The organism is Enterococcus sp. AZ067 (assembly GCF_051715005.1).
In the GTDB taxonomy this organism is placed as follows: Bacteria; Bacillota; Bacilli; order Lactobacillales; family Enterococcaceae; genus Enterococcus_D; species Enterococcus_D casseliflavus.
This window is the reverse complement of the sequence record NZ_JBIOSY010000001.1, coordinates 782,463-800,442: the sequence shown is the minus strand read 5'-3', so window position 1 is coordinate 800,442 and position 17,980 is coordinate 782,463. Positions and strand designations below refer to the sequence as shown.

The window sequence follows — 17,980 nt, the reverse complement described above, 5'->3', positions numbered from 1 at the left end:
TTACTGATTATCTCTATTTTATCACTAAAAAAAAGCATTATCATATTTTTCCATAACCTTCTTCATTTATTGCTAATATACTTATATAAAAAACGACTCGCTTTGAAAACAGAGTCTTTTCTACAAGATAGGCAAATTTACCTGAAGGCCTATTTGTCAGACATAAAAAGTTAAACCCATTTTTAGCTTTTTTATTGCAAGATATATCCTTTGCCCCAAGCGGTACGGACGCGTTTTTCAGTATAGTCGTATTCATCTAATTTCTCATTGATTCGTTTCGCCAAAATCGATAGCTGCGATTTTCGGGAATTCGTGCCGCCGTTGCCCCAAATTTTCCAGCAAAGGTCCTCTCGGTTGATAAATTGCTCTTCTGCTAGATTATTGAAAAAGATCTGTTCTTGCAGACTAAGAAATTTAGGGAACGATTCCTTCGTTACTGATGCCTTTTCTAACTTGCGAGTATTTGGTGGCAAAGCCGCCAAAAATTCTCTCAACTCGACAAATGACCGATTAAGATAGGTCGCATTTTCTGCTTTTTCCAATATCGCTTCTTGTTCGTCATTCCCTGGCAAGATTCGAACGATCCGCTGTTGATAATAAGGAGCCAATGTCTGATTGAGCAATAAAAATTCTGGATCAGCAATTGTTTCACTGACAAATAAACAGTCAAATAACTTGGCACTTTCTATCAACCATTCCTCCTCTTCGGTACTTCTACCCACGAACACTTCATGGCTCAAAATCTGCAACTCCCGCTGCAAATCAATCTCATATGATATGTTTTTCGTCAATATGATAATTCTCATGACACACCCTACTTTCCTTTCTTATTTATTCAGAAATGAGTTGGAAATGATTTCTGAATACTTTATGTTGACATTATTACTTATTTTTATCAGCTTGAGGTGTCATTTTTTGTTCATAAATGGTGATCTGGTGTCATGTTTTGTAGGAAAAGGGTTTGCTCTCATATGCTTCACTTAGACAAGATTGAAAAATTGCAAATGATGGATTGAGAATGTATCGATAGTTTGTGGCCATTCATTGATACATTTTACGATTCTTTTGCTTTTGACTATTCCTGAACACAAAAAAAGAAGCTGAAAACAGCTTCTCTCACTCATAATTTTGTTTTGTATTTCTCGTCGTTTGCGGCACTCCAGCCAAATTGGTACGTTAGGGCAAAGGCTAAAATGAAGGTGATCACGGAAGCAATAACGGTGGCATAAAACCCTTGATCTAAGCCAGTTTCTGGATTGATCAACGACGGGACACCCAGTACGCCGGTTGCTAAACTATACAATTTCCCACCAAATAGTGAAGTGATCAAGCCACCTATTGCTGCACTGATACTGCCAATCAAAAAAGGTCTTTTCGCAGGAACGTTGATACCGAATAAGGCAGGCTCGGTGATACCGAAAAGTCCTGATACACCAGCTCCTAATGTCACAGCCTTGATATTTTTGATTTTCGTTTTTGCTGCGATTGCAAATACTGCGCCCGTTTGGCCCATTGCGGCTACAAAGAAGACGACAGCGCCAAAGTAACTAAACCCAAGTGTGGCAAACTCGGTAGCAAAAATTGGCATAAATGCTTTACTGATGCCTAGGAATACTAATAATTGCCAAGTTCCTCCAACTAACGTTCCCGTCAAGATGGGACTTACCTCATAAAGGAAATTGATAAGGTTTGTCACACCATCCATTGCATAAGTCAAAACTGGTCCTAGTACCATGAAAGTGATTGGTACAACCACGATTAAGGTCAACATTGGTACAAAAATCATTTTCAGTAAGTCTGGGATCACTTTCCGCAGTTGCTTTTCCACGATGGCTGCAAACCAAGAAGCCACAATAATTGGAAAAACGGTGCTGCTATAATCACGGATCAATAATGGCAATTGAGCAAAGGTCAAATCCAACCCTTCTGTAACCGCTGTCAAAACATTGGGATATAAAAGTGCTGCTGCAATCGCCATTGAAATAAAGGGCTTGCCACCAAACTTGGTCGCAGCTGTATAAGCAAGGAAGAATGGCATAAAGAAAAAGATCCCTTTGCCCATCGCGTCAATTACTAAATAAGTACCACTTGTCGTATCTACGATATTTAAGAAAACTAATAATGCTAAAATCCCCTGAAGGGTTCCGCAGGCACCTAGAACGCCGATAAATGGAATGAAGATGGCAGAAGCAATGTCTGAGATGGTGTCAATGATTCCCATTTTCTCAGGCGGATTCTCCTCATCTAACACTTCATCAACGGCTCCTTGTGTTTTAGCACCAAGAAGTTTTTCAGCTTCACTATAGTATTCAGTCACCTTATTTCCCATAATGACTTGTAGCTCTCCACCTCGGTCATATAACCCCATCACAGCAGAAATCTCATTGAGCTTCTCATCATTCACTTTGGAACGATCTTTTAGCTTGAAGCGCAGTCTTGTAAAACAATGGGTAACAGAATTGATATTTTCTTGCGAACCAACCAGTTGAATAATTTTTTCTGTTGTTTCTCGTTTATCCATTATGAGTATCTCCCTTTTATCAAAAATTAGTTTATTTTTCCGATTTCCTCACCAACAACTACTTCCTTTGCTTTAATTTCATCAAATACGGCCTCGGTCTGCCGATTTGTGTAGACGACGATGATCGTCTTTGGTTTTTCTAACCTATCAAGCATATTTAGATCTACATGGGCGATTTTATGTTTCGGAGAAACTTTGTCGCCCACTTGTACGAATACTTGAAAAGGTTCCCCTGCCAATTCTACTGTGTCGATCCCAATATGGACTAAAACCTCATCTCCGCTTTTCGTTACCAAACCAATCGCATGTTTGGTTGGAAAAACAGTAGTGACTTTTCCATAAATCGGAGCATAAATATCACCATCAGACGGTTCAATACCATAACCATCGCCTAACATTTTGCTAGAAAACACAGGATCACTGATCTGGGTAATATTGATCAAACGTCCATTACTTGGTGCGTAAAATGGTGCACCTTTATCATTTTTAAAAAGATTGAACATCATTGCTTATCCTTTCTGTTTGGAAAGTACGAGATACGCAGCCCCCAAAACCCCAGCGGTGTTTCCTAAATTTGCGAGAGTAAGGCGTTCTTTGTTTCTTGCTTTTGGAAAAACAAATCGTTCACAGCTAAGCCGCACGTGGTCTAACAATACCTGCCCAGCAGCTGCGATCCCGCCACCTAAAATGATTTTATCTGGGTCCAGCGTATTGGTGATGTGTGCGCAGGCTAGACCGATATAATAAGAAAACTCAGTCACAACATGGACTGCGAATACATCTTGTTCCTTTGCCGCATCAAATATTTCTTTGACACTCACTTGCTGATGACTACGGACTTTCTCCTTTAAGGAACTTTCTTCCTTGAATGTCTCGGCTAATTTCTTCATCAGGTGGACTAACCCTGTTGCACTTGCGATCGATTCAAGACAACCTTGGTTGCCACAAGTACATTGAAACTCTTCATCATCCGTCACATGAAGATGCCCGATTTCGCCGGCACAGCCGTGCCTTCCGACGACTAATTCATGATTGACGATCATTCCGCCACCAACACCCGTTCCTAATGTAAGAAACACTACATTTGCCTGATCTTCACCAGAGCCTTTCCATTTTTCTCCTAGTGCCGCTGCATTGGCATCATTTTCCAAGAAAAACGGACAAGCAAATGCTTGGGCAAACTGCTCATTTATTGGTTCGGTATGATGCCAATGTAAATTATATGCACCTGACACCGTACCATTGCTCCGATCGACAGCCCCTGGGCTGCCCATACCGATTCCCAAAATGCGCGCCATCGCGATTTGCTGCTCCACTATTGTTTGTTTGATCGAAGCGATGATCGTTGGAATAATTTGTTTCCCATTTTGTTCCGTGTTCGTTTCGATCGTCCACTGATGAAGTAGTTCGCCGTTCGTTTTTATAATGGCTGATTTAGTCGTTGTTCCACCTAAATCAATACCAATAATCAAATCTTTCATGCTCTCTTCCTTTTCTTCTTGATTTCATTCATTAAAGGTTTGCAGCCGTAGTTTATTTTCTTTGTATTCAATGATCGTAATACTGGAATTACCAATCTCTTGAAAAACATTTGTCTTGGGACTAATGCTTCGCACTAGATGGCGAATGACATTCCCATGAGTGACGATTAAACAATTTCGGTCAGTTCCCTCACAACTGTTCGCCAAGATTTCTTCTAATGCTTTTTCTAAGCGCTCGTTAAATTCAGCAGCAGATTCAGCATCATGGTAAGGGTCTAAGGCTTTCATCGTATCGGCGATTTCGGCAAGAGACAGTTTGCCAAAGACCTCTTTTAATTCAATTCCGTGTTTTTCAGCAACTTTAGGATAAACTTCTTCTCCCAACACCGCTTCAAAGGAACCAAAGAAGGTTTCTCTCAACTCTTTTATTGCGTGGATCTTTACCGAAGTACTCGTTGTATTTTGGGCTAAAATCAACTTTGCCGTCTGAAGGGTACGACCTAAGTCACTAGTATAAACGTTGTGAAAAGGGACTTCTTTCAAGCGTTCACCTGTTCGACTTGCACTTTGTTCTCCTTCTGGTGTTAACGGCGTGTCTGACCACCCTTGCATTTTTTTGTATTTATTTAAATAAGTTTGTCCATGACGTACAAAATACATCTTCATTTTTTATCCTGCTTTCAGTCTTTCACGCTGAAGGGAAATAAGTGGATCATTATTCCCCTTGCGTTCGATTTGATTATAGCTAACACGATGACATTCCCAAAATCTCTTTTTCCATTTTGATATGTCGCTTCAACATATCATACCCACTGATATACGCTTCATTTTCGAATTCTGACATAATGTAACCTTCAAAATCAGATTCTTGAATGACGGGTAAGATTTCTTCATAAGGGATACTGGCTTCCTTATTATTTTCAAACATCCAATGATACTTCGCATGAAATTCAAAGGTATAAGGAATGATCGCTTTTAACCCTTCTTTATCCCATTCTTTACGAAATTGTACGAAACCATACATTCCTTGAACTGCTGGAAAAATCGCTGGTGAGGCGTGTAGTTCCTTCATTTTAGTCATTACGCTTTCTAAAGGCTCATCAGCATAGCGCATCTCAGCAGCGATCTGCAAGTGTTCTTCAGAAGCCCCAGCCTTGATGGCTTTATCCCAATGCGGTTTGTTTGGTTTGGTAGCGAAACAACCAAAATCGGGAATAAAGCCAATATGCTTAGAGCCGGTTCTCTTAACGACGGCTAAGTTTTCTTGAATATAAGGGGTTGATGGTGTTTCAGGATTATGGATCTCAATGCCGACTTTCACATCGTATAACTCCGCATAAGGTGCCAGTTTTTCTAATACTGATGGTGGAATCACAAATTGTGCTCGCAGAACCCTACAGCCCAGTTTATGAGCGCTTTGAATATCCGTAATGGCAGCTTTTAATAGTTCATCTTCCGTTAAATTCCGATCATGGCGCATACCCAAATCATTGCTGGCAGAATAGCAAATCGGACCAATCCCATATTTTTCTTTGCAGTCATTGACTAATCCCAAAAACGCATCGCTGACGTATGGGTATGAGGGGATCATCTGTGCTGCAACGATTTCGTAACCTTCTGCGCCACATTCGGCGGCTTTTTTTACACATTCTTCGAATGAATACGTGCCATTGGCATATTCCATCGTAAACGTGAATAGTGTTGCCCCTAATTTGATTTTACTCATGATTTGCCTCCTTTTAGTCGATCAACTCGATCGGTTTTTCTTGTCCGCTATCCAAGGGCATGAATTGATGTCCAGGACCGATCTGCATGTAAGGAACCCTCAGCATCAACTCTACTTTGATCGTATGATTCCCTGCTGGTAACCCGCCTTGCTTGATCACTTTGACCTGTGCAGGCGCGGTCAACTGCCAGAATTCAGTCACACAATCTTTTAATTCGATCGGAGCAAACTCTTTCCCATTGATACAAAAACGCAAATCTTGTGGCAAGATTGGTTCGTCATCGACCGTAACCTCAAAACGATCGATGGTCGATAAGAAGTGGCCGCGGTAATAGCCTAGCCTTATGTCAAACTGATAGCCGACTTTTTCTCCATTGGCATACCTATTTTTTAATGATCCGTCCGTGATAACATCAACGAATCGCATTTTCATTGCAAAAGCCATGACGCTTCTCCTCCTTTAGTTGATGGTAATTTCTTTTCCTTCTTCTGCCGATCGATAAATGGCATCTAAAATCTGTGTGACCACAAATGCTTGTTCTGGTTTCACTAAAGGTTCTTTGTCTTCTACCACAGCATCAAGCCATTGCTTGACCTCTAATACTTCTGGCGCATTGCTGCCACCTTCAAAATATGCAATGTTTCCAGCAGCGCTGAGGGATTCTTCGGTAAGTAAGCCGTTTTTGGCTTGATTGAAAATCAACTCATTGGTTTTGAAGCTCATACCGGCGTTGATCTGAGCACCTGCTTTCGTTCCACAAAGAGTGGTCGCTGCTTCTTTCGACTCTAAAATATTCAACGCCCAAGAGGATTCTAAAAAGATCGTGGCACCATTTTTCATCTTGATAAAGCCGAATGCTGAATCTTCTACTTCAAAACTTTCCGTGTCCCAAGGACCAAACATATTGCCAGCGTCTGCTCCCGGTAAAGAACCTAACTTATGGAAGACCGAGCCATTAACTGAAACTGGTTCATAGTTATCCATCATCCATAAAGTGATGTCCAATGCATGCGTCCCGATATCGATCAATGGTCCGCCACCTTGTTGTGATTTATCAGGAAAGACCCCCCAAGTTGGAACCGCTTTACGGCGCAGAGCATGGGCTTTGGCAAAATAAATTTCTCCAAGCTCTCCTTTACTTGTGCTCTCGTGTAACGAACGGACTTCTTCTCTAAAACGATTTTGGTAACCGATGGTAAATTTCTTCCCCGATTTCTTCCAAGCTGCCATCATTTTTTCAGCTGCTTCTGTGTTATGGGCCATTGGTTTTTCACATAAAACATGTTTGCCTGCTTCAAATGCAGCTACTGTAATTGGACTATGACTCACGTTTGGTGTACAAACATGAACGATATCGATTTCGGGATCTGCTAGTAGATCATGATAATCTTGATAGTAATTTGCTCCGACAACGCCGTATTTTTCACAGGCGATTTTCGCCCGCTCCACTTGAATGTCACAAAAAGCAACTAGTTCTGCTTTGTCTTGTTGCTGGCTTAGTGCAGGAAAATGCTTTTGATTGGCGATACCGCCACAGCCGATAATACCGATTTTTAATTTTTTCATTTTTTTCTACTCCTTCTTAAATCACATAATTCCGCAAATAGTGGGTACTTAATGTGACAGATTTTTTTACATCTTCTTCATTTTTTTCAAATGCTTTGTCTTCGATCTCAATACATGTATAGCCGTCATAACCGATATCCGTTAATGCAGACACGTATTTTCCCCAATCAACATCTCCTAAGCCAGGTAACTTAGGCGCCATGAACGTTAACGGAGGTGCCATGACCCCTACTTCAGCAAGTTTGTCTGGATAAAGTTTGATGTCTTTGTAATGAACATGAAAGATTTTCTCTTTAAACTCTGTCAGCGGCTTCAAGTAATCGATTTGCTGCCAGACAAAATGAGAAGGATCGTAGTTCAATCCAATAAAGTCACTATCCAATAGTTCAAAAACCTCCCGCCAAATGTTCGGCGTAGTCATTAAGTTTTGTCCGCCTGGCCATTCATCCTCAGTAAAATACATCGGGCAATTCTCGATGGCGATCCGTACACCTTTTTCCTCGGCATATTTGATGATCGGCGGCCAAACGATTGCCACTTCTTTTAGATTTTCTGCAACCGATTTGCTTGGCATCCGACCAATAAATGTAGTCACTAGGTTGACATTCAGTAAACTGGCTGCATCGATAACAGTATATAAGTGTTCGATGATGGTTTTTCTTTTCACTAAATCCTCATCTAATGGATTGGGATAATAAGCTAATGCCGAGATCTCAACACCTTTTTCATGGCAGATCGCCAAGAGTGCTGCCGCTTTTTCGGCAGTCAGATGCTGCGTGTCAATATGAGAAACGCCAGCATAGCGTCTTTCTGCTTTTCCTTGCGGCCAACAAGCAACTTCCACGCACTCTAAGCCGTTTTCTGCAACAATAGCGATCATTTCCTCAAATGTTTGTTGGGCAAAAATGGCACTTACTACACCTAATTTCATGATTTTCCTCCTTCTTATTTGTTCAAAGAGCAACGGATTGATTGGTTTCACTAGATTGAACAGCGGCTTCTATGATTCTTAGAACTTCCCGTACTTCAGCTATTTTGATCAATGGTTCTTCTTTTCCTTCAATCGCAGCAACTACATTTTGATAAAAGTCTGTCCATTCAGTCACTACTTCTGGCAAGGGCTCTTCATACAACACACCGGCTGGTTGCGGAGCAAATTGACGGGTCGGTCCAGCCACTGTTTCAGCAATCTGAGCAGGCAATTTATCTAGTAGTTCACTCGTTCTGGCGATCCCTCCGTCACAAGCGAAAGAATTGATGTAGGCAGTTCCACGATTCCCTGCTGCTAACCAGCGAGGTTGATACTTCAAAAGATAGGTGGCAAGTTCAATATGGTAAGTAATGCCATTGTCAAACTTCAATGTTAAATTGAAGTAATCATCGACCTCGTCATTGATGATGCTTTTGATATCCGCAAAAATCGTGATTGGCTTTGCACCTTTCATCATTTGCATCGCTTGATCGATCAAATGAACGCCCCAATCGTACATCATGCCTCCACCGTACTTTTTGTAGAGATGCCATTCATGGATTCGACCATTGGCAGTATGGAGACGAGACTCGATCGTAAACACTTCGCCCAGCTGGTTTTCGTCCACCAGTTTTTTTATTATGCGAAAATCTCGATCCCAACGACGGTTTTGATGTACCGTGAAAAATACATGATTCTCCTTCACAGCAGCAATCATCTCGTCAAACTCCTTAACAGTTAAGGCTGCTGGTTTTTCATCAATGATATTCAAACCTGCTTTGGCGGCTTTGATCGTCATTTCTTTATGCAGATGGTTTGGTACGGTGAGAAGAACCGTATTGATAGCCGCATTTTCAAACATTTCCTCAGCTGAAAGATAGACATCGTATTTACTATCAGAAATATCTTTTAGTTTTTTAGGATCGATATCGCAAATTGCCACAATCTCGACTCCTGCTACTCGTGGGGCGTTTTTCTCATGCCATTTCCCCATACCGCCGTATCCGACGATTCCTAATCTGATCGTCATTTCTTTTCCCTCCCTTTCATTTACACTTTAAGTTTAGCGATTCCAAAGCAAAGTAACCGCTTTCTATTTGACCTACTCTCATTTCTTTTTTACCATCACGAGTCCAGCACAAAAAAACGAGGTAAAAAAGTAATGATTACTTTTCTACCTCGCTACTTCACTATCAATAGGGGTTAGGGCAATATAGATGAACTCATTTGCAGCCAACGTTTGCCTAAGATTAAGCTTTCCTTCAACGTCGGTCATTGCTTGCTGGAATTTTATATCTGGATCAGCTTTCAGTTTTAAGTATTCTAGGTCTTTTTTTCTTAACGAATGGCGATACCCGAGATCTCGCCAACCAGAAATCACATTGCCGCTACTATGATTGACCCGAAACATTTTTATCTCGTAGAGTTGCTGAGGCGCTAACTGAAAAGAAAGCGCAATTGCTTGGCACTTTTCTTCATCGAAATAGGTATCGATTTCCTCAATGTGTATCTTGTTCTCCTCCGTTAAATAATAAGTAACATTAGGTGCTTGATAATTGTACAAGATCAGGCTGACTTCTCGTTCTTCTTCGTTTTTACTGGCAATTATGCCCGGTAGGTTGATAATCAGTTCTTGATTTAAAAAGTTCATAAAGCGAAGGGCATGAAAGGCTGGTTTCGGAATTGATCCCTTTGCCAATAATCCAGCCCCCCCATGCAAGATTGCTCGTGAATCGATAAACTCGCTGAAAATATCAGAACCAACCCAATAAGCAATACCATCTACCAACTCCACAATAGCCGCCAAATTTTTTATCAAGTAACTTCCTTTGAACAAACTATCATTGATTGCATTCCGATTGGAGATCGTGTTGTTCCACTCTGTGATGTAAAGTTCCTTTTGACGATAACTGGATTGATTCAGTGTTTCTCTAAGCGCATTAATGACTTCTGGCAAATAATTTTCTGTTGCTATTCGTTTCGCATTTCGCTCGCCGCCTGTATCTACTTGATAAGGATAAATCAAATAAGATAAGAAGTCGAAGGCCACCTCGTTGGCTTCAAATAGCTTTAAATCTCTTTGGTAATCATAAGCCGAACTGACTTGCACCATCGCTCCTGGTCCACCGATTTTTATCGTGTCGCTATACTGTTTGATCAGCTCATATGTCTTTTTGTAGTGAGTGATCAATTCTTCAAGTCCATCGGTTCCTTGATAGTGCTCAAAGCTGAATTCAAACATCCACGTGCGGATACAGCTTAAGCCATAACGATTGCGGATATGCCGCATAAATTGCCTCAACAGATCAAACCATTCCTCACTGTTTAACCGAAATTTGAAGTCTTCATTTTCATAGACGAGGTGTTCACGAGTGGAGCTATGCAAGCGTCGAATCTTATACCGTAACTCAATAAAGGGGCGTAGGTTTTCTTTGACTAAGAAATCTAACACGCTATCGATTTTTTCAAAGTTATATGCCGTAGTAATCGTAGGATCGATATTCATCCCTTTCGTAAATAAATTCCAAAAGCGAATATAGGACAAATCGAGTTCTTTTTTCAGGCGGTTAACATGGTTACGCAAATCAGATTGCAGCAAATCTTCCGCGCTGCCAATATTCATGATCTGTTTCCATGGGTAGCTGTTTGATGTTCCTTTTGCATCAAAGACAATCTCCTGATATTTTGTCAATTGCTCTTCTTTGCCATCCGTGGGCAGCTGCTGCAAAAAATGCTGAGACGAATCACTGGGCTCGTTAGGAAGCTGCTGGGAAAACTGCTTGCGATAGTCACGGGGGGTATAGCCGTATCTTTCCTTAAACTTCCGATTAAAACCGTTGATATTGACAAATCCTGTCTGATCGGCAATCACTGAAATTTGTTCAGAAGAAGAACGAATTACCGCTGCCGCTTTTTCAAGCCTTAAATTTGTTAAATACTCAGTAAAGTTGATTCCCACCTGCTTTTTAAAGAAACGCGAGAAGTAGGCTGACGATACATTGAAATACGCAGCGATTTCATCTAGCGTGATGATTTTGGTCATATTCGTTTCTAGATAGTGAAGGATCTCATTCATTCGCGTGTCAGTCGCCTTATTTAGCGGTTGATAGATAAGAGCTGTCTTACTGAGGTGATCTAAAAAGTTGGCAGACAATGCGAGCAAATGAAAGTCCAGGTTTCCTCCGCTTTCTTTTAAATAGCTAGCAATTTGCAATGAAGATTCATTGATTTTTTCTTGTTGAGAATAAGGTTGAACTTTTTCTGTTTTAAACGTGTAGCGAGTCATGTCTAAAACACTATTCAGCAAGGACGTTGACACAAAATAAAGCAACACATAGGTCTCATTTGTCGTACTCTTAAGAGAAACACTTGTATTCGCTTTCATAAAGAACAAGTCTTTTGCTGCTAATGTTTCCTTTTTATCGGTAAATTGCAGCTGGAGTTTGCCTTTTAAAAGATGAATAACGAGGTTTTGATTCTCTGAGAACACTTGCTGAAATTCTCCAGTAAAAATCCTCAATCCGTTAGTAGAGGAATCTTTCCCAAATATGTGAAGCATTTCCTTCCCTCCTTTTGCCCAAATAAGGCAGGTTTAAATATCCTTACTATACCATTAATGTCAAGCAGGAAAACCTAATTTTCAAATAATTGTGATTCCCTCCTATCTGAGTTCTGTTTCGGCTGCGAAAAAAAACTTGACCCATAGAGTCAAGTCGCACTTATGAATATTTCCAGCTGTTTGGTTAAAATCAATACTTGATTTTCTAATACATTGATTCGGTTATTTGCACGTTTTAATTCAGCCATTACCTGCAGTAACTCTTCAGATTGTTGTGCCTGCTTATTTTTTTTGCGCGAATAAAGATCAGTAACGCCCGATTGTTCATACATTTCTACCAATATAGCGACTTTACTGTCTTCAACATCTACTTGTGTCGATGTATAGATTGATCCATTTGCTCCTGTACGAACTTGTTCCAATGTTTTCATCCATTCAAAGGCTTTCGATCCTACTATATATCCATAATCAGCTTTGACAATCATTTCTTCATCTTTTAACCAGCCATAAAAATTTTTTTGACTTAACCCATATGTCGTTTTAATTTCATGTAATTTCATCTCGTTCCCTCCCATTCAGTCACCTGCTTATAGCGTTCATACTTACATTTGGCATATCTTCTGATAAGAATGAAATCGCTAATAACGCTTCTATTTTATCATATATAACCAAAAATAATGAATTTTTTCTATAAAAAAGAATATAAAAGGCGATATGCATTCAGATTGCTTTCTTGTCCTCACTACTCCCACTTCAAATCCAACAGCTCTAGCATTTCATGGTAGGCGGTTTCGATCCGCTGGCGCTTTTCTTCAGGGACATTTTTGGCATATTGCCCATCTGGCAGATAATCTTCGGCAAGGTAGACTTGAAAATCAAAGGCCTGCAAGACGCCGTATTCTGGATCATAATAGGTACGATCAGGGATCGGTTCTTTGGAGACCCAAGTCGGATGCATGGCAATCTTGCTTAAATAGGTCCGCTGCCCTTCTTTGGAGATTTCAACTTCTGGGATGACGCCTCGTTCGGTCCAATAGTTGTTATTGACGGTTTCATAACGTTGATTCGACAATAAGTTTCCCATTGAATAAATGATAAATTTCTTTTCACCGTCCTTTTCGATGATTTCGGTTGGTTCTGCGACATGCGGATGGCCGCCGAAGATAATATCAGCACCAAAATCGATCATCTTCCGATAAACAGTTTGTTGTTCTTCCGTTGGTTCTAAAGAATACTCAACACCAGACTGAGGCATCACGATGGTGATATCCGCCAAGCTTTCCGCTTCTTTGATCTCTGCTTCCACTTTATCTAACGACAAGTCTTTCAAGTAGGTGTCATACTCTGCTTGAGTTAAGCTTTCTTCAAGGCCATTGAAGCCATAGGCATAGGCCAAGAGAGCAACTTTAATCCCGTTGACTTCTTTGACCAGGATTCCGCTATTGTCGACCGTGACACCAATCGTTGCCAAGCCTTGGTCGTGAAAAGCAGCCGCCGTTGTTTTGATTCCTTCGATCCCTGTATCTAAAATATGGTTATGGGCAAGATCAATCACATCAAAGCCCGCGTCTTTGATACTGGCAACGGCATCGATAGGGGCGTTGAATAAGGGAAAACCGCCAAGCGGTTTATTAGGATTGATGGTTCCTTCAAAATCACCTAAAGCAAGGTCCGCCGATGCAATCAGCGGTTTGACTTGCTCAAAATCATTGTCAAAATCATAACGCTTCCCATCGTAAGCGCTTAAATAAACAGGTGTATGATAAAGCATATCGCCACTAGCTGTCACTGTGACGGTTTTTACTGCTGGCTTTGTTTCGGTAGAACTACTCGTTTCTTGCATTGGCTTTGTTGCCTTTGTCGTTTCTGCTGTATGACGCTGTTCGGGGATGCTTGTCACTTGAATCACTAGATAAATCACTCCAAGTATGATTGCCAGCAACGCTGTACTTAACCCCACAATGATCCGCTGGTGTTTCTGACGCTCCCGTCTTCGTTGTTGTCTCATGCCCTCACCCTTTCACTCTGCTTTATCAAAAACCTATCTTCGTTTACGTTCTAACGAGGTTCCCTGCTCCCTTTCCTGCGAACCTCACTAAATAATATCTTTTTATTAAATAATTATACTATATTTGAGATTCCTTTAATAGGTCGTTTTGTAAAGAATAAAAAAACAGCCCAATCGTGATCGAACTGTTTCTCCACCTCTATGGTAGCTGATTTCCGAATGCATCTTTCTTGTAGAACTGGACTAACCTCAAACGGCATAAATAGTATCATTAGTTAATTCTTCCGCTGTTAACAGTCCTGAGTAACATCGCTTGCGTTCGGATGAACAGCAGCAAATGATGAAGGCAAATGACTCCCCTTCGCACGCTTCTCTCAATAAAGACCAAAGAGTATCTGTTTTATCCTACAAGACTTACAGTATTTTCGAAAAAATTTATACAACAGCAGTACGTAAAATCTCTGCAAACCATTGATAAACTGTTTCCGGACATTCATGTTTTTCTAATTCTCGAAAAAAATCTTTGGATTCAATAAGGGTAATAAACTGAGTCATCGCATTTAGATGCTGCTTGCTGTCTAATGCAGAAAGGGTAAAGATATACTTTACAGGAATCGTTCCCAAGACATATACTTCAGATTCTAACGTTGTCAATCCCATGCCAAGTTTTTTTGCACCTGCTTCAGGAACCGTATGCGGTAAGGCAACTTGATCGAATATCACCATATAAGCGCCTTCTGATCTGGTTTGTTGAATGATCGAATCGATGTAATTTCTAGTGATGATCTTTCTTTCAATCAATGGATTGGCTGCGAGATAAAAGGCCTCTTCCCATGTTCTGGCTTTTTTGTTTAATTGTATCAATTCTGGACGCATCATATCCAACAGCATTGCAGGTTCTTTTGACTTTTTCTCTTTTTGAGACATGATAGATGCCGTTGGCGAGCAGGTCTCTTGTACAAATTTCTCTAAATGATGCCGCAGAGCTGACTCACTAGTAACTGTTGAATATTGTTGAATAACCTGCATCAAGCCGTCGATCGTCACAGTATTAGGCTTGATGCTTGTACTGGTTTCGAATTTGACATCTAAAAACAACTGGGTTCGTTCCTCGTAAGACATGATCGGGTTTACTACAAAAATCGGCTTTTTTAACGGATAAAGTTGAAAGTTAGGTTTTGTCGTAAAAATGATATCGTATGACTGATCAAATGAATGCAGTTCGCTTGTTTCAATCGGTCCCAATAAGATAAAAGAGGGAAAGATTTCCTTTAATTCATTGTAAATGATTGCTGAGCTTCCAATACCATTTGGGCAGACAACGACCCCCACTTTTTGTTGCACCATATATTCTTCAGAATTTCTGATCAAAAGCGCAAAGTGCATGGTTAAAAAGGCTACTTCTTCATCTGGAAGCTTTGAATCAAAGCTATCACTGATTGGTCTCAAGGTTTCTTTTACGATCTGATAAAGGTCATTATATTTTTCAAAAATTTTCTCCTGCATAGGGTTGATGATCGGTAATCGAAACAGCATTCGGAAATAGGTCGGTCGAAAATGACTATATAATTGCTTGATGACAGAGTGTTTATCCTTGAAACGAATACCTGAAAGCAATTCAAATCGCTCGACAATTCTTTCTACCAAGTCAATGATGACCAAATTTCCTTGAAGCCATTCCTTTTCATTCCCTAATGCCATTCCCAGTACCCACCCACAGAGATAGTTCTTTTCTATACAATTCATCACCCCTGCGTTTTCTAAAACTTCTTCAGCAAAGCGGTACTCCTTCATTTTTACTAACTCATGATCATTAGAAAAGGGCTTTAGATCAAATTCATTCAAGCCCATTCTTGGGTATAAAAAAATAAGGATATAGTTCAATTCAATCAATCTATTTTCAACTAACTCTATCGCATGTTTTTCTAAAAGAAGAGAAAGATAAGTGTCCTGCTCATCCGCCAATTGTATTCGTTCGTTATGAATAAAGTAACGGTAGATAAAATCATCGTCCTTGCTAGTCACATCTTCCAAAATCATTCGAAATAAAGCGTAACGAATCATCAGTTCATCACCTGCTAAGTGATACCCCTCTTTTCTCGAGTAACTGATTGAAATATCGTACCCCTGCAATTCCACTTGTAATTTGCGCAGATCACTCATAAAGGTTGTTTTGCCGATTTTTAACGCATCTAAAAAATGGTTGACCGACAGATAGTCTTTCTCGTAGTAAAAGAGCGTCAAAAAGATATATTTTCCTCGTTCTTTTGAACTCATCTCATAATACTTAAACATACGCTCACGTAAAAATGACTCCAACAAATATTCCTTGCTTTTTTCAGGCAGTCGGATCACACTTTCCTTATTCACGCTAAGTGGTAGTTTTTGGGCAGATAGAAACTGGTTGATTTTATCAATGGTATACTCTATTTGAGTGCGGTTCATAGAATAATTCCGCTGAAGATAATCGTAACTGATGGTCGGTTTTTCAATCAGAGCCATCATCATCTTTCTCGTCCTATAGTCAATTTTTACCATCAATGTTCCCCCATTTCTGCAGCCTACTGTTCTACTTTCAATGTAAATCCTTCCGCTTGTACATATTTTTGAAGCACTTGATCTACCTGCTGCTTTTCTTCTTTGGTAAGATCCAGCACAGGCAATTTCGGTAAACCCACGTCTTGCCCAATTGTCCGCAGACAATACTTTAAACCGGCCGGGATTGTCGAGAGTTTGCAGGCCTCTCTAAAATCATCAATACTTGCTTGTGCTTGCCGCGCTTGTTCTATGTTTCCAGCTACAAATTGTTCATAGATCGACACATCTGTTTTCGTCACAACATTTGCGGTTGAAGCCACAGAGCCATCTGCTCCTAACTGTAATGCTTCTAAAATCTTAGAGTCGCTTCCCATCAGCAAAGAGAAATCCTCTCGATGATTTAATTCAAGATAGCCCTTGAAGTTTTCTAGATCACCGCTTGAATCTTTTATCCCAATGATCGAATCAATTTTGAGTAATTCCGAGAAAACATGACGATTGATGAAATTTCTAGTATTTGGCGGAATATTGTACAAAATGATTGGTAGTGTCGTTTGCTCAGCAATCATTCGGTAGTGATGGATCAACTCCTCATCGGTATATTTCAAAAGATACGGCGTAATGATGGAAGCAGCATCAACGCCGATTTTTGCAAACTCATTTACTAACTCAATCACTTTATTCGTTGCGATATCTCCGGCACCTGCAAATACTGGTACTCTGCCCGATACTTCATCGACAACGATTTTTGCAAACTGGATTTTCTCTTCTTTGCTTAAGGTATGAAATTCGCCATTGGTTCCTAAAATAAACAACCCGTGGACACCACCAGCAATCAAATGCCTTACAAGTTTTCTGGTGCCCTCTTCATTGATGCCGTTCTCATTTAATGGTGTGACCATTGCTGGTATAATTCCTCTGATTTTCATTGCGTAAGCTCCTTTTTTGTCGTTGCTCCTAAGCTTCCCCCTGGATGCCATTTAAGGTAATCTTCTAAATTGATTTCTTTTGCTTCTTGCAGCAACACCGACAGAACCTGCAGCTGGATCATTTGGGCGATCACAGAGGAACGTGGCGGTTTATTCAATGAGTCCCCTTCTTGGGAAACATAAGAAGACAATGTGACTTCAGCACAGGAAGCTAGGGAAGAATCTTTATTTCCTGTTACCGCTAAAATTACAGCGCCATTGGCTTTTAAGGCAGCAAGTGCATATTCTAATTCTTTGGTGTTCCCACTATTACTTATCGCAATCACTACATCGCCAGCCACGACTTGTCCTGCCGATCCGTGCACAGTTTCGGTTGTGTCTAAAAAATAGGTTGGCGTGCCGACAGATGAGAAAAGTGAAGCTGCATAGCCTGCTACATAGGAACATTTTCCCACGCCTGTTACATGAACACGCTTATGATTTTTTTCTGCATGGAGAATAAGTTCTTTGGCCTTCACCATCTGTTGATAGACTTCTTCTTCTTCAAGCCGATAAAATTGAGCATCGCTTTGGGCTTTTAAATTCGTACTATATTCAAACAAAACGTTTTTTTCATTCAATACAGATTTTCCTTCCTTATAGCAAGGAGAAATTGTATCCACCTTTCTCCTTGCTAATCAT

16 protein-coding genes are annotated in these 17,980 nt (G+C 40.4%); all 16 read right to left on the bottom strand.

Annotation, left to right across the window (positions count from 1 at the left end; genetic code table 11):
• Nucleotides 1-191: 191 nt before the first annotated feature.
• The 16 genes from IGI82_RS03725 to IGI82_RS03650 all read right to left on the bottom strand — a co-directional run bounded on the left by IGI82_RS03725 (nucleotide 192) and on the right by IGI82_RS03650 (nucleotide 17,961).
• The gene (locus IGI82_RS03725) at nucleotides 192-806 is read right to left on the bottom strand and encodes a transcriptional regulator (RefSeq protein ID WP_074934499.1); all 615 of its coding nucleotides are present in this window, start codon (nucleotides 804-806) and stop codon (nucleotides 192-194) included.
• Nucleotides 807-1,120: 314 nt separating this feature from the next.
• Nucleotides 1,121-2,521: a PTS transporter subunit EIIC gene (locus IGI82_RS03720; protein WP_438841779.1), complete on the bottom strand. Its 1,401-nt coding sequence runs from the start codon at nucleotides 2,519-2,521 to the stop codon at nucleotides 1,121-1,123.
• 26 nt (nucleotides 2,522-2,547) lie between these two features.
• Entirely contained in the window at nucleotides 2,548-3,024 is a 477-nt protein-coding gene (locus IGI82_RS03715; RefSeq protein WP_438841778.1) for a PTS sugar transporter subunit IIA, read from the bottom strand.
• A 6-nt stretch (nucleotides 3,025-3,030) separates the two neighbouring features.
• Complete coding sequence (locus tag IGI82_RS03710) at nucleotides 3,031-4,002, bottom strand: ROK family glucokinase (protein ID WP_015509077.1); 972 nt, start codon at nucleotides 4,000-4,002, stop codon at nucleotides 3,031-3,033.
• A 24-nt stretch (nucleotides 4,003-4,026) separates the two neighbouring features.
• Complete coding sequence (locus IGI82_RS03705) at nucleotides 4,027-4,668, bottom strand: histidine phosphatase family protein (protein WP_015509076.1); 642 nt, start codon at nucleotides 4,666-4,668, stop codon at nucleotides 4,027-4,029.
• Nucleotides 4,669-4,747: 79 nt separating this feature from the next.
• Complete coding sequence (locus IGI82_RS03700; protein ID WP_015509075.1) at nucleotides 4,748-5,728, bottom strand: sugar phosphate isomerase/epimerase family protein; 981 nt, start codon at nucleotides 5,726-5,728, stop codon at nucleotides 4,748-4,750.
• Between the two features lie 13 nt (nucleotides 5,729-5,741).
• A complete protein-coding gene (locus IGI82_RS03695; protein WP_438841777.1) occupies nucleotides 5,742-6,173 on the bottom strand; it encodes a C-glycoside deglycosidase beta subunit domain-containing protein in 432 nt (143 codons plus the stop codon).
• Nucleotides 6,174-6,188: 15 nt separating this feature from the next.
• Nucleotides 6,189-7,295 (bottom strand): Gfo/Idh/MocA family protein, encoded by a 1,107-nt coding sequence (locus IGI82_RS03690; RefSeq protein WP_438841776.1) that lies wholly within the window; start codon nucleotides 7,293-7,295, stop codon nucleotides 6,189-6,191.
• Between the two features lie 16 nt (nucleotides 7,296-7,311).
• Nucleotides 7,312-8,226: a sugar phosphate isomerase/epimerase family protein gene (locus tag IGI82_RS03685; protein WP_015509072.1), complete on the bottom strand. Its 915-nt coding sequence runs from the start codon at nucleotides 8,224-8,226 to the stop codon at nucleotides 7,312-7,314.
• A gap of 22 nt (nucleotides 8,227-8,248) precedes the next feature.
• Nucleotides 8,249-9,295 (bottom strand): Gfo/Idh/MocA family protein, encoded by a 1,047-nt coding sequence (locus IGI82_RS03680; RefSeq protein WP_438841775.1) that lies wholly within the window; start codon nucleotides 9,293-9,295, stop codon nucleotides 8,249-8,251.
• A 144-nt stretch (nucleotides 9,296-9,439) separates the two neighbouring features.
• Nucleotides 9,440-11,824 (bottom strand): GH39 family glycosyl hydrolase, encoded by a 2,385-nt coding sequence (locus IGI82_RS03675; protein ID WP_438841774.1) that lies wholly within the window; start codon nucleotides 11,822-11,824, stop codon nucleotides 9,440-9,442.
• A 149-nt stretch (nucleotides 11,825-11,973) separates the two neighbouring features.
• Nucleotides 11,974-12,384, bottom strand: coding sequence for a hypothetical protein (locus tag IGI82_RS03670; protein ID WP_438841773.1), 411 nt, complete (start codon nucleotides 12,382-12,384; stop codon nucleotides 11,974-11,976).
• Between the two features lie 182 nt (nucleotides 12,385-12,566).
• Nucleotides 12,567-13,832 carry a CapA family protein gene (locus IGI82_RS03665; RefSeq protein ID WP_438841772.1) on the bottom strand — a complete coding sequence of 422 codons (1,266 nt, stop codon included), beginning with the start codon at nucleotides 13,830-13,832 and terminating at the stop codon, nucleotides 12,567-12,569.
• A gap of 435 nt (nucleotides 13,833-14,267) precedes the next feature.
• Entirely contained in the window at nucleotides 14,268-16,370 is a 2,103-nt protein-coding gene (locus tag IGI82_RS03660; RefSeq protein WP_438841771.1) for a BglG family transcription antiterminator, read from the bottom strand.
• Nucleotides 16,371-16,393: 23 nt separating this feature from the next.
• Nucleotides 16,394-17,299: a 4-hydroxy-tetrahydrodipicolinate synthase gene (dapA, locus tag IGI82_RS03655; protein ID WP_438841770.1), complete on the bottom strand. Its 906-nt coding sequence runs from the start codon at nucleotides 17,297-17,299 to the stop codon at nucleotides 16,394-16,396.
• Nucleotides 17,296-17,961 carry an SIS domain-containing protein gene (locus tag IGI82_RS03650; RefSeq protein ID WP_438841769.1) on the bottom strand — a complete coding sequence of 222 codons (666 nt, stop codon included), beginning with the start codon at nucleotides 17,959-17,961 and terminating at the stop codon, nucleotides 17,296-17,298. Before IGI82_RS03650 ends, dapA begins: the two co-directional genes overlap by 4 nt.
• Nucleotides 17,962-17,980 lie beyond the last annotated feature (19 nt).